The sequence below is a fragment of the Acidobacteriota bacterium genome (genome assembly GCA_016196035.1).
Lineage (GTDB): Bacteria > Acidobacteriota > Blastocatellia > RBC074 > RBC074 > JACPYM01.
In genome coordinates this window covers 97,733-109,970 of sequence record JACPYM010000010.1, presented here as the reverse complement: position 1 = coordinate 109,970, position 12,238 = coordinate 97,733, and the positions used below count along the sequence as shown (strand labels likewise).

At 58.1% G+C, this 12,238-nt stretch carries 12 protein-coding genes; 8 read left to right on the top strand and 4 right to left on the bottom strand.

Translation table 11 applies throughout. From position 1 onward, the window contains the following. Positions 1-4: 4 nt before the first annotated feature. Positions 5-574, bottom strand: a complete 570-nt coding sequence (locus HY011_04185; GenBank protein MBI3422113.1) for a sigma-70 family RNA polymerase sigma factor — start codon at positions 572-574, stop codon at positions 5-7. 264 nt (positions 575-838) lie between these two features. On the opposite strand from HY011_04185, the gene HY011_04180 reads away from it, so the two are divergent. The 6 genes from HY011_04180 to HY011_04155 all read left to right on the top strand — a co-directional run bounded on the left by HY011_04180 (position 839) and on the right by HY011_04155 (position 6,862). Further along, complete coding sequence (locus HY011_04180) at positions 839-1,792, top strand: tetratricopeptide repeat protein (protein ID MBI3422112.1); 954 nt, start codon at positions 839-841, stop codon at positions 1,790-1,792. 40 nt (positions 1,793-1,832) lie between these two features. Then, entirely contained in the window at positions 1,833-2,294 is a 462-nt protein-coding gene (locus tag HY011_04175; protein MBI3422111.1) for a hypothetical protein, read from the top strand. Between the two features lie 36 nt (positions 2,295-2,330). Continuing rightward, positions 2,331-3,125: a hypothetical protein gene (locus tag HY011_04170; protein MBI3422110.1), complete on the top strand. Its 795-nt coding sequence runs from the start codon at positions 2,331-2,333 to the stop codon at positions 3,123-3,125. Positions 3,126-3,165: 40 nt separating this feature from the next. Further along, positions 3,166-3,648 (top strand): nuclear transport factor 2 family protein, encoded by a 483-nt coding sequence (locus HY011_04165; GenBank protein ID MBI3422109.1) that lies wholly within the window; start codon positions 3,166-3,168, stop codon positions 3,646-3,648. 224 nt (positions 3,649-3,872) lie between these two features. Next, the gene (locus HY011_04160) at positions 3,873-5,240 is read left to right on the top strand and encodes a PQQ-binding-like beta-propeller repeat protein (GenBank protein MBI3422108.1); all 1,368 of its coding nucleotides are present in this window, start codon (positions 3,873-3,875) and stop codon (positions 5,238-5,240) included. Positions 5,241-5,452: 212 nt separating this feature from the next. Further along, positions 5,453-6,862, top strand: coding sequence for a M20/M25/M40 family metallo-hydrolase (locus HY011_04155; GenBank protein MBI3422107.1), 1,410 nt, complete (start codon positions 5,453-5,455; stop codon positions 6,860-6,862). Here the strand turns inward: HY011_04155 and HY011_04150 are convergent, their stop codons facing one another. Then, on the bottom strand, positions 6,863-7,222 hold the full coding sequence (locus HY011_04150; protein ID MBI3422106.1) for a DUF5615 family PIN-like protein: 360 nt from the start codon (positions 7,220-7,222) through the stop codon (positions 6,863-6,865). Beyond that, positions 7,222-7,461 (bottom strand): DUF433 domain-containing protein, encoded by a 240-nt coding sequence (locus HY011_04145; GenBank protein ID MBI3422105.1) that lies wholly within the window; start codon positions 7,459-7,461, stop codon positions 7,222-7,224. Before HY011_04145 ends, HY011_04150 begins: the two co-directional genes overlap by 1 nt. A gap of 86 nt (positions 7,462-7,547) precedes the next feature. On the opposite strand from HY011_04145, the gene HY011_04140 reads away from it, so the two are divergent. Both HY011_04140 and HY011_04135 read left to right on the top strand, forming a co-directional pair. Beyond that, positions 7,548-9,332, top strand: coding sequence for a D-aminoacylase (locus tag HY011_04140; GenBank protein ID MBI3422104.1), 1,785 nt, complete (start codon positions 7,548-7,550; stop codon positions 9,330-9,332). Positions 9,333-9,503: 171 nt separating this feature from the next. Beyond that, positions 9,504-11,567, top strand: a complete 2,064-nt coding sequence (locus tag HY011_04135; protein MBI3422103.1) for a PQQ-dependent dehydrogenase, methanol/ethanol family — start codon at positions 9,504-9,506, stop codon at positions 11,565-11,567. 241 nt (positions 11,568-11,808) lie between these two features. On the opposite strand, the gene HY011_04130 is transcribed toward HY011_04135, so the two are convergent. Continuing rightward, entirely contained in the window at positions 11,809-12,150 is a 342-nt protein-coding gene (locus HY011_04130; protein MBI3422102.1) for a hypothetical protein, read from the bottom strand. Between the last annotated feature and the right edge of the window lie 88 nt (positions 12,151-12,238).

Genomic DNA, 12,238 nt, shown 5'->3' with positions numbered 1-12,238 from the left:
TTGGCTACTGCTTTGTCAATTCACGGTACAGCCAGGCGCGCGCCATATTCCATTCGCGCCGGACAGTGCGTTCGGAAATGCCCAGCACGTGGGCGATCTCGTCATTGGTCAGACCGCCGAAAAAGCTCAACTCAACGATGCGGGCCTGACGCGCGTCGAGTTTGGCCAATTCTTCCAGCGCCTCGTTCAGCGTCAGCACATCGGGATCGCTTTGGTTCGGTTCGAGCGCCGCGTGGGTTAAGGAAACGCGCACCAGATCACCGCCGTGTTTGCGGTTCTGGCGGCGACGCGCGTGATCAACCAACACCTTTTTCATCAGGCTGGCCGCCACGCCGATGAAATGCGCGCGGTTCTGCCAGGCCTGATTCTGCCAGCCGATCAGCCGCACATACGCTTCATTGACCAGCGCCGTCGTTTGCAGCGTATGGCCGGGATGCTCTTTGCTCAAGTAAGCGCGCGCCAGCCGTTCCAGTTCCGCTTCGATCAGCGGCACCAAACGCGCGAGCGCCGCTTCATCGCCCGCACTCCAAGCGGCTAGCAACTGTGTCACGTCTTGTGAAGATGAAGCAGGCATACGCAAGGCTTTCCAAATAACTATTGGTGATGAGTTGAACTGCGCGGTTGGCCCAAATTATCAAGGCCACATTTATTCAGCCTTTTTGCAAACGCATGGCCGCTTTTGCCCTTGAATTACGCCTTTGTCAATAGGGAGGGCCACAAGCTTGGCAGATTAGCCGTCCCAATCAGTCCAAGGCAGGCCAAAAGAAAACCTGGCGCGGGCAGAAGTAACGCGCGCGCCAACACGCAATCAACAACTGAACTTCAAAGGAGTGAAACGATGTTCCAGCAACCTCATGACGGACGTGTGCCTTGGCGCAACTCGGTCAAAGCGCAAAGACTCACGCGCGCAGGCAAGACAGCAACAGCCTTTGCCTATTGCGCTCTTGCATTGTGGCTGACAGCGGCAGGCAATCTCGTGCGAGCGCAAAACACGCGCACCGACTCGGCCCGCGCCTACCTAGAACGCGGCAATGTGGCAATGGCCAAAGGCGAGTTCAGGCGCGCGCTCGACGATTTCAATCTCGCCGTCGCCAGCGACCCGCAATTGGATAGCGCCTGGTACAACCGCGCCGTCGCGCTTTACGACCTGGGCGAATTGCCGAAGGCCATTGGCGATCTCAATCACGCGCTCAGGCTCAATCCCAAATACACCTTGGCCTGGATTAAGCGCGGCAATGCCCATGCGGCGCAGGGTGAGTTGGAAGACGCACTGGCCGATTACAACGCGGCCTTGCGTCTCGAACCGAAATCGCTGCTGGCCATCAACAATCGCGGGCTGATCAAACAGCAACTCAAGGATTACGCCGGGGCGCGCGCCGATTACGAACGCGCGGCGCAGTTGGCGCCCGCCAATGCGCTGGTGTTTAACAACCTCGCCAGCGTCAAACACGATTTGGGCGATTACCGGAGCGCGCTGGACGATTACAACCGCGCCATTGAAATCAATCCTGAATGGGCCGCCGCCTGGTGCAATCGCGGTTTGACGCGCAAGGCGTTGGGCGACTTGAAAGGCGCGCTCAACGATTATGACCGCGCCATTGAGATCAAACCCGATTTCGCGGTCGCTTACTTCAATCGCAGTTGGGTGAAACGGCTGCTGGGCCGGGGCGACGAAGCGCGCGAAGATTACGAACGCAGCCTGAAGCTGCAAGCTGCCGAGACTGAGGCGACGATGGCAGGCGCCAAGTTACAACTCAAGCTGGAAGAACCGCCGCCTTTGGCCAACCAATAACCACCAACCATTCACTTCAATTCAAAAAGGAGAAAAACGTATGCAACCGAGAATCTCACACAAACTGTTTCCGCTCGTCACCTTGCTGTGCTGGCTGACCGCCAGCGCTTTCGCGCAGACATCAAGTCATACGACACCCGGCATGGTGTGGCGCGTCATTTACGTCAGGGCCTTACCGGGTAAAGCCGATGACGTGCTGTTGGATATGCGGCGGAACACACGCCCGATCCTCGACGAATACAAAAAGCAGGGGCTGATCGTGGATTACAAGTTCTACGCGAATAGCACCAACGACAGCCCTGGCGATTGGGACTATGCATACGCAATCGGCTACAGAAACTGGGCGGCGCTCGACGGCCTTACCCCCAAAGTCGCGGCTATCCGGTTGAAACATTACGGGTCAGCCGAAAAGGAACAGGAGGCCAACGCCCGGCGCACTCAGATCGGTGAACAGTTCGCCAGCAAGCTGATGCGCGAAGTGACGATGAATCCGCTGCCGTAACCCACATTCACCCATCATCAAAAAGGAGAAACCGCTATGAAACGAAACACCCCTTGCCTGCTGGCGTTTGTGTTGTTGTTGCTGTGTGCCGGAAATGCTCTCGCACAAACCGCCGCGCCCACCGGCAAATCGTTCGTGCAATCCGCCAACGAAGAGCGGCTGTACCAAGTCACGGTTTACAGCGCCAAGCCCGAACTTTGGAGCGAGGCGCTCCAGTTCATCAAAAACGAAGTCGTGCCGGCCAACGTCAAAGGCGGGCGCAAGCACATGGAAGTTTGGACTTCGGTTTACGGCCAGAGCTATGAATCGTGGTTCATCCTGCCGCTCGAAAATTTCGCCGCGCTAGACAAAGCAGATGACGTGCTGCTGAATGGCCTGGGCAGCCGCGAAGCCGTCACCGCTTTCTGGAACAAGGCGCGCAGCCTGAACAACAGCGTGCGGCAATTCGTGATTCGGGTGCGGCCGGACTTGAGTTACATCAAAGCGAATGCGCCAACGCCGAAGCTGGCTTCGTTCACGATGACCGAAATCGCTTATGGCAGAGAGCGTGAAGTGGTGGATTGGATGAAAGCAGAAATGCTGCCGCCGCTGAAAAAATCCGACAGCTATGGTGTGATTCGCGCGGCCTTGAGCTATGGCGAGACAACGGGGCATCTAGTCATCACACCACATGAAAAGTTCGCCGAGTTGGATCAACTCAATCCGCTGACCAGAGTGCTTGGCGAAGAAGGAGTGCGCAAAGTCATGGCCAAAATGCCGCCGGGCGCGATTACCAAGCTTGAGCGCCACACGCTGCTCTTCCGCCCCGACCTGAGCATTCTGCCGAAATAGCACCGACCATCCACAACCTTAACCACACGGAGAATTCATCATGAAAACCCGCATCTACAGCATTACGCTTTTCACTTGCTTCGTCTACACGCTGTCCGCGTTGGCGTTCGGTCAAACAGCGCACAACAACAAAGCCGAGCAGGAAGTGCTTAAAGCCGTCGAAGCAGGCCGCGTCGCCTTGCTCAAAAAAGATATTGCCGTGCTCGAACGTTATTGGACTGACGAGTACATCCTCACGCTGACCGGCGGCAACACCAGCACGAAAGCCCGCTGGCTGGCCGGGTTCAAAGCCAACAATGCCGGTTATGACGAATGGGAAGCCGATGAAGTCAAGGTCGTCATTTACGGCACGACCGCGATTTACAACGCGCGCTTCAAGGTCAAAGGCCATAACAACGCGGGCAAAAGTTATACGGCCGATTGGCGCTGCACCGGCACGCTGGTCAAACAGCATGGCGTGTGGCGGCTGGCGGCGGCGCATTTCACCGACATCAAACCGCCGGCTGCACCGCCCGCGCAATAGCTCTCGCCACGCCGACAGCGCACCTCCCTCGTTTCAGCCTCAGCCGAAAAGTCGGTTGACTGGCCCGCGTTTGACTGCGAATCCCCGCGATCTCGTAGACAAGCACGGGCCAGTCAGCCTACGCTATGTTTACCGGAGACAATTCAAACGCCAACTGTTCGCCAGCACGTCATAATCAGCGCTGTCGGACGCTGGCTTGAACCAAAACGAGGAGAGATTCGCAAATGTCACTTTCACGCCGTTCATTCCTATTGGCCACGGTGGCGGCCTTGCCCGCCGCGCGTTTCGCAACCACACCAACTGTTAAGCCCGAACAAAACTGGCCGCAGTTTCGCGGCCCCGGCGCGCTCGGTATTGCCGAAGGGTTCCCAACGCGCACCGAATGGAACGCAGACCCGGCAGCAAGCAAATCCGGCGGCGTCTTGTGGCGCAGTGAGATTCCCGGCCTGGGCCATTCCAGCCCGATCATCTGGAAGGATGAGATTTATCTGGCGACAGCGGTGCCCAAGACCGGCAAGCCTTCGTTGCGCATTGGCTATTACGGCGATGTCGGCCCCGCCAAAGACAATGACGAACAACGTTGGCTGATCCTCTGTCTGGACAAAAAGTCCGGCCAGAAAAAATGGGAGCAAACCATCCGCACAGCCAAGCCCGCGACGGTGCGCCACGAAAAAGCTTCGCACGCGAACACGACGCTGGTCACCGACGGCAAATACCTGATCGGCTTTTTCGGCGCGGATGGCCTGTATTGCCTCGATCTCAAGGGCAAGCTGCTCTGGCAAAAAGACCTCGGCCCGATCAATGTCACCTGGCGCAGCATCGCCTGGGGCTATGCCAGTTCGCCCGCGCTGCACAAAGATCGCATCGTGCTGCTGTGCGACGATCCCAAAGACCCGTTCGTCGCGGCGTTCAGTTTGGCGGATGGCAAAGAACACTGGCGCACTTCGCGCAAAGGCGCGTGTGAGAACAGTTGGGGCACACCCTTCATTCATGCCGACGAAATGCGCACGCAGGTCATCACGAACGGCTACCCGTACATCGCGTCTTATGATTTTGAAACGGGCAAAGAACTCTGGCGCTTGCGCGGCGGCGGCGACATCCCTGTGCCGACGCCGTTTGTCGCCGATGGCCTGCTCGTGCTCACCAATGCCCACGGCGGCAAGACGCCGCTCTTTGCCGTGCGCCCCAATGCCCACGGCGACATCTCGCTGGCCGAAGGCGCCACCAGCAACGAGTCCGTCGTCTGGAGCGCGCCCAATGGCGGTGCCTATCTTTCCACGCCGGTCGTCTACAACGGCTATATCTACCTCGCCAATCACAACGGCGTGCTGCGCTGCTTCGATTTCAAGACCGGCGAAAAGATGTATGAAGAACGGCTGGGCGCGGATTCGGCCTGCTCAGCCTCGCTGGTCGCGGCGGATGGCAAGATTTATTGCCCGACCGAACAAGGCATCGTCAACGTCATCAAGGCCGGTCCCAAGTTTGAAGTACTGGCGAAAAACGACATGGGCGAACCGTGCCTGGCGACGCCCGCGATTTCTGAAGGTGTGCTGTATTTCCGCACGTCGGCGAGTTTGTTAGCGGTGAAGTAAAAACCGGTGGTCACGGTAGCGCAACCCGCCGAGGTTGCGCGGCGTGATGATGGATGGCTGGCGCGCCAGTTTACGCCGTGCAATTTGCGTGACTGCCGAGTGCGCGTTGTTCCCTTGAAGGGGTTTGCTGCTCGAACCGCGCAACCTCGGCGGGTTACGCTACCGTGATCCTCAAGACACAAAAACCGAAAGGAAAACTCATGACCAAGCGAATGATTCAAGCGGCGGTTGCGCTGCTACTGCTACCCATGCTTTTTGCCAGTACTGCCACCACACAACCGCAACAACCTGACTGGGCCAAAATCGAAGCAGAGACCATGCGCCACTTTCAGGCAATCTTGCGCATGGACACCAGCAATCCGCCGGGCAATGAAAAGCTGGTCGTGGACTACCTGAAATCCGTGTTGGACAAGGAAGGCATCGAGAACAAAACCTTCGCCAACGATCCCAATCGTCCGAATCTGGTCGCACGCTTGCGCGGCACTGGCAAGAAGCGCCCTGTGTTGATTATGGGCCACACCGATGTGGTCAAGGTTGATCCGGCCAAATGGACGCACCCGCCCTTTTCGGCGACGCGCGAAGGCGGCTATGTATACGGGCGCGGCACGGTGGATGACAAAGACAATGCCGTCGCCTGTCTGATGGTGATGGTCATGCTCAAACGACTGAACGTGCCGCTCGACCGCGATGTGATCTTCCTGGCCGAAGCGGGCGAAGAAGCCAGCACGCAATTCGGCATCGCGTTCATGGTTGAAAAATACTGGCCCGAAATTGACGCCGAGTTCTGCTTTGCCGAAGGCGGCGGCGTCACGCGCACGGGCGGCCAGATTCGTTTCGCCACCGTGCAAACGTCCGAAAAGATTCCGAACGGCATCACGCTCACGGCGCGCGGCCCGGCGGGGCACGGTTCGGTGCCGCTGCGCACGAACGCCATCGTCCATCTGTCGCAGGCCATCACTAAACTCTCCGCGTGGTCAACGCCGATGCGCTTGAACGAGACGACCAAGGCGTACTTTGAACGCCTCGCCAGCATCAGCATGCCCGTCGAAGCGAACCGTTACCGCAACGTCGCCAACCCTGAAATGTCCGCCACGATTCAGGAATACTTCGCCGTCAACGAACCGCGCCATCATTCGATGCTGCGCACTTCGATTTCGCCCAACATCATCAAGGGCGGTTATCAGGTCAACGTGATTCCGTCGGAAGCGGAAGCCACGCTGGACGTGCGCGCCTTGCCGGACGAGAACCTCGACAATCTGATTGCCGAAATCCGCAAGGTCATCAACGACCCGGCGGTCACCGTCGCCAAAAACGACCGCAATACGCGCCCCCTCGCGCGCCCTTCGCGCATTGACTCTGAGGCGTTTCATGTTTTGGAAACCGCCGTCAAACAGCATTACAACACGGTGACCTTGCCGACGATGAGCACGGGCGCGACCGATATGGCCTATCTGCGTGCGAAGGGCGTGGAGTGTTACGGCGTCGGGCCAATGACCGACAGTGAAGACGGACCGAAAGGTTACGGCGCGCACAGCGATCAGGAACGCGTGCTGGAAGAAGCCATTCACAAGTTTGTGCGCTTTCATTGGGACATCGTGGTCAATTTGGCAAAGGCGAAGTAGCTATTCGAAGCTGTGGCCGATGACGAAGGAGTTGCTGATTTCGACGACCTGATAGGACTCGAACAACTGGCTAGCTGTCTCGAAATTTTGCTCAACCAACGCAAGCAATCGTTGGTTGATGATGTTGCCAGTGGTGAGCATCAGTAATTGCGCAGGCTTGTGCTGCAAGATGTGCAGTTTGAGGAAGTCGCTATCTTTGCTAATGACCGCGCGGCCTGCGGCATCCGCAATCCGCACAATTTCCAGATCCGTCGAGAGGCTTTGCGCTGGCAAGTCGTCTGTATGAATGGCGTCGAAACCTTTTGCGACGAGCCAGAGTTTTAGGCGATAAGGCAATTGTGCATCAACCAGGAATTTCATCAGGCCGAGATTACTTTATGGATGGAGTTCACTTTGACCAGTTTGCCGGCGAACGAAAGGCAGGCTTGCAAATCTTCTTTTTCCAGGTCGGGATAGTCGGTCAATATGTCTTCAAACGTCATGCCTGCGCCGAGCAAATCCAGAATCATTTCGACTGGGTAGCGCATGTTCCGAATGGTCGGTTTGCCAAAGCAAACTTCGGGGTTGAGTGTGATGCGTTGTAAAAGCGTTTCTTCCATGCGGCGTAAGGTAGCACAAGTCCAAATGCCGTGAAATGCCGCAATAGAAGTCGTGGCAGCACTCTCTTCAGTTGGAGAACCACAAGATGAAAAAACCACTCGTTAGCTTGTTGCTCGTTTTCCTTTCCTTTTCACTCGTGTGCGCCCAGACCGCGCGCACCTATGACCTCATCATCCGCAACGGCACGCTTTATGACGGCACCGGCGCCAAACCGCGCCGCGCCGATGTCGGCATCAAAGGCGACCGCATCGTGGCGCTGGGCGATCTGTCCAAAGCCAAATCCACGACCGTAGTGGAGGCCAAGGGCCTAGTACTCCATCAAGCTGAAAATGAGGGATGTAGGGCGGGATTTAATCCCGCCCTACATCCCGGATGCGCTCTCAGCATCCATCACTTACAGCTTGATGGAGTACTAGCCGTCGCGCCCGGTTTCATCAACATGCTCTCGCATTCCGAGACCTCGCTGATCGTGGATTACCGCTCGCTCAGCGAATTGCGGCAGGGCGTGACGACGCAGATTTTCGGCGAGTCTTCGATGGGGCCACTGAGCGACGAGATGAAACGCACGGCGCTGGCCGCGCAGGGCGATTACAAATACGACATGCCCTGGACGACGCTGGCCGAGTATTTGCGCTATCTCGAACAGCGCGGCATCTCGCAAAACGTCGCCTCGTTCATCGGCGCGGGCACGGTGCGCACGCACGTCATCGGGCTGGAAGACAAAGCGCCCACCCCCGCCCAGCTTGAACAGATGAAAGACCTGGTGCGCCGCGAGATGGAAGCGGGTGCGCTGGGCGTCACGACGGCGCTGATCTATCCGCCCAACTTTTTCGCCAAGACCGACGAGTTGATCGCGCTGTGCAAAGTGGCGTCGCAATATCGCGGCAAATACATCGCGCACATCCGCAGCGAGGCGAACCAGTTTATGGAGGCCGTCGAAGAGACCATCCGCATCGCGCGCGAAGCCAAGCTGCCCGCCGAGATTTATCACCTCAAAGCTTCGGGCGAACAGAACTGGCCGAAGCTGGACGCCGTCATCAAACGCATCAACGAGGCGCGCCGGCAGGGCTTGAAGATCACCGCCGATATGTACACCTACACGGCGGGCGCGACGGGGTTGACTTCGACGATGCCTCCCTGGGTGTTGGATGGCGGTTACGAAGCGCTGTACAAACGGCTGCAAGACCCAGCCACGCGCCAGAAAATCGCCGCCGAAATGCGCACGCCGACCAACGACTGGGAAAACATGTTCCTGCTGCCCGGCTCGCTCGACCGCATCCTGCTGGCCGGGTTTCGCTCGGAAAAACTCAAACCGCTGGCGGGCAAAACGCTCGCCGAAGTCGCCAAGCTGCGCGGCACAGACCCGGCCGACACCGTGATGGATTTGATCCTGGAAGACCGCTCGCGCGTCGGCACGGTTTATTTCATGATGTCGGAAGCGAACATCAAAAAGCAGATCGCCCAGCCTTGGGTCTCGTTCGGTTCTGACGCCGCGTCAATGGCGGCGGAAGGCGCGTTCCTGAAGTCGTCCACGCATCCGCGCGCTTATGGTTGTTTTGCGCGGCTGCTGGGCAAATACGTGCGCGAGGAAAAAGTCATTTCGCTCGAAGAAGCCGTGCGCCGGTTGTCGGGCCTGCCCGCCGCGACGCTGGAACTCGACCGGCGCGGGTTGTTGAAACCCGGCTATTTCGCCGATGTCGTCGTGTTCGATCCAAACACGATTGCCGATAAGGCGACGTTTGAGCAACCGCATCAATACTCGGTCGGCGTGCAACACGTTTTCGTCAACGGCCAGCAAGTGCTGAAAGACGGCGAACACACGGGCGCAAAAGTGGGGCGCGCCTTGTATGGGCCGGGCAAAGTGAAGTAACAGCCCACACCTGGGTACGCACCGCTTCCAGCGTGCGGACTCGGCAGCAGACGGATTGCGGCTGAAAGGAAACCTTCCGGCCTGATTCGGTCTGACATCGAAGCCGCACGCTGGAAGCGGTGCGTACCCAGATTCATTCAACTATCAGCGTTGCCACGGAGGCTTTCGACTATGCAAACCAAACGCGCATTCTTACTGATAGCCATTTGCGGCTGGCTCACGCTTTGTTCGCTCTCGACACCAGCACAGAAAAAGACGATTGATGACGCCGCGCTCCGCAACGTCGAAACGCGCGCCAGCGAATGGCTGACGCACGGGCGCGATTATGCCGAGACGCGCTTCTCGCCGCTCAAACAACTCAACGCCGATACCGTCAAGCAACTCGGCCTGGTATGGTCATTCGACACGCAAACAGATCGCGGCCTCGAAGCCACACCACTGGTCGCGGGCGGCGTGATGTATACGACCGGTTCGTGGAGCATCGTCTATGCGCTGGACGCCAAGACTGGCAAGCTGCTTTGGAAATACGATCCGCAAGTGCCGCATCGTTTCGGTTCCAAGGCCTGCTGCGATGTCGTCAATCGCGGTGTCGCGCTGTATCAAGGCAAGGTTTACGTCGGCACGCTCGATGGCCGTTTGATCGCGCTCGATGCCGCGACGGGCAAGCTTGTCTGGTCAGTCGTGACGGTGGATCAAACGCAGTCATACACGATCACCGCCGCGCCGCGCGTGGTCAAAGGCAACGTCATCATCGGCAATGGCGGCGGCGAATACGGCGTGCGCGGTTATGTGTCGGCTTTCAACGCGGCGACCGGCAAACAGGCGTGGCGCTTTTACACCGTGCCGGGCGATCCGGCGAAACCATTCGAGAACGAAGCGTTGAAAAAAGCTGCGGCCACCTGGAAAGGCGAATGGTGGAAGGTTGGCGGCGGCGGCACCCCGTGGGATTCCGTGGCGTATGACCCGCAACTCGATTTGCTTTACGTCGGCACAGGCAACGGCTCACCGTGGAATCAGCACGTGCGCAGCCCCGGCGGCGGCGACAATTTGTATCTGTCTTCAATCCTCGCGCTGCGTCCGGCGACGGGCGCATTGGTTTGGCATTATCAAACGACACCTGGCGATCAGTGGGATTACACCGCAACGCAGCACATGATCTTGACCGACCTCACAATCAACGGGCGCGCGCGCAAGGTATTGATGCAAGCGCCAAAGAATGGCTTCTTTTACGTGCTGGATCGCGCGACCGGCGAGTTGCTTTCGGCGGAAGCCTACGCCACGGTGACTTGGGCCAAAGGCGTAGACAAACAAACTGGGCGGCCTATCGAAAACCCCGGTGTGCGTTATCCCGACGCGCCCTCGCAACAGATGCCTGGGCCATTGGGCGCGCACAACTGGATGCCAATGTCCTTCAATCCGCAAACGGGTTTGGTTTATATCCCGGCGCAAGAGAACGGTTTTGTCTACATCCGCGACCAGCGTTTTCAGTACCGGCCCGGCTTGTGGAATGTCGGCTTGGACTGGACGCCTTTTGTTGAATTGCCGCCCACTATCCCGACGGGCCATCTGTTGGCGTGGGACCCGGTCGCGCAAAAAGAACGCTGGCGCGCGCCTTACCAACTGATGTGGAACGGCGGCACGCTGACCACGGCGGGCAATCTGGTGTTTCAGGGCACGTCGGATGGCCGCTTCATCGCCTACAGCGCGGACAAAGGCGCGAAGCTGTGGGAGGTCAATGTCGGCACGGGCGTGATCGCAACACCGATGACATACGAGTTGGGCGGCGTGCAATACGTTTCGATCATGGCCGGCTGGGGCGGCGCGTTTGCGCTGACGGGCGGCTATTCACCCGCGCCGGTCGTGCCCGGACGCTTGCTAACCTTTGCGTTGAATGGCAAAGGCATATTGGCCCAGAGCGCGCCGCCTGTGATGCCAAAGATCACGTCGCTCGAACTCACAGCGTCGAAAGAAACACTCGCCCAAGGAGCAGGTTTGTTTGCGCAACACTGTTCCGTTTGTCACGGATTAACAGCGGTGGGAGGCGGCGGCGTGTTGCCGGACTTGAAACTCTCAGCGCCGAGCACTTTTGGCAAGTATCAGCAGATCGTGCGGGACGGCGCGCGTGCCGAAGCCGGCATGCCCGCGTTCAAACAGGCGTTGACCGTCGAACAGGTCGAGGCCATTCGCGCCTATGTCGTGAGTCAGCGCAATGCGCTGGCGCAACGCCAGAAATAATTCACTGCCCATCAAGCGACAATTCCGTGCCGCGTCTTTCGGCCCGCGACATATTTGTCTATTGCAGTCGCAGCGGCAAGAAACCTGGGTACGCACCGCTTCCAGCGTGCAGGCTTGGCAACAGAGGTTTTCCTGCCGGAAGGAAGTGATCTGCCACCGAGACTGCACGCTGGAAGCGGTGCGTACCCAGGTGGCACATGCTATTCGCGTTGTTACAGACGGTTGTCCTCATTCACATAACCTACAGTTTTTTCAGATTCCAGCCACAACCAAACAATTTTGTGCGCCTTTGCCTGCCGCTTTTTCCGCTTACCGCCAGCCCTGCCAGCAGGTTCATCCTGAAGTAAGCGAAGCACTTTGACTGCGTTGGCACGGCGGCGCGCCGGGTTTGGCATACCGAATGCAAATCGTGAGGTGTCTTTGCCGGCTGGCTGGCAGCTAAGTAGGCAGACAAAAGTTCTTTCACAACCACGAAGAAACGAAGAGCACGAAGAGCGGAAGCAGGAAGTTGCTGCTCAACATTGACGTTTCTTCGCTGCTCTTCGTGTCCTTCGTTTCTTCGTGGTGAAAAGATTTTGTGCAAGAACTTTTGTCCACTTACTTAAAGGTTGCCGTCAGCGGCTGCGTTGTTTACTGAGATTCATCCGAATAAAAACAAACGAAAACCCCGC

What these genes read in the sequence shown, in the direction of transcription:
- HY011_04185 (MBI3422113.1), bottom strand. Translation starts at nt 574, where the DNA reads ATGCCTGCTTCATCTTCACAAGACGTGACACAGTTGCTAGCCGCTTGG.
- HY011_04180 (MBI3422112.1), top strand. Translation starts at nt 839, where the DNA reads ATGTTCCAGCAACCTCATGACGGACGTGTGCCTTGGCGCAACTCGGTC.
- HY011_04175 (MBI3422111.1), top strand. Translation starts at nt 1,833, where the DNA reads ATGCAACCGAGAATCTCACACAAACTGTTTCCGCTCGTCACCTTGCTG.
- HY011_04170 (MBI3422110.1), top strand. Translation starts at nt 2,331, where the DNA reads ATGAAACGAAACACCCCTTGCCTGCTGGCGTTTGTGTTGTTGTTGCTG.
- HY011_04165 (MBI3422109.1), top strand. Translation starts at nt 3,166, where the DNA reads ATGAAAACCCGCATCTACAGCATTACGCTTTTCACTTGCTTCGTCTAC.
- HY011_04160 (MBI3422108.1), top strand. Translation starts at nt 3,873, where the DNA reads ATGTCACTTTCACGCCGTTCATTCCTATTGGCCACGGTGGCGGCCTTG.
- HY011_04155 (MBI3422107.1), top strand. Translation starts at nt 5,453, where the DNA reads ATGATTCAAGCGGCGGTTGCGCTGCTACTGCTACCCATGCTTTTTGCC.
- HY011_04150 (MBI3422106.1), bottom strand. Translation starts at nt 7,222, where the DNA reads ATGAAATTCCTGGTTGATGCACAATTGCCTTATCGCCTAAAACTCTGG.
- HY011_04145 (MBI3422105.1), bottom strand. Translation starts at nt 7,461, where the DNA reads ATGGAAGAAACGCTTTTACAACGCATCACACTCAACCCCGAAGTTTGC.
- HY011_04140 (MBI3422104.1), top strand. Translation starts at nt 7,548, where the DNA reads ATGAAAAAACCACTCGTTAGCTTGTTGCTCGTTTTCCTTTCCTTTTCA.
- HY011_04135 (MBI3422103.1), top strand. Translation starts at nt 9,504, where the DNA reads ATGCAAACCAAACGCGCATTCTTACTGATAGCCATTTGCGGCTGGCTC.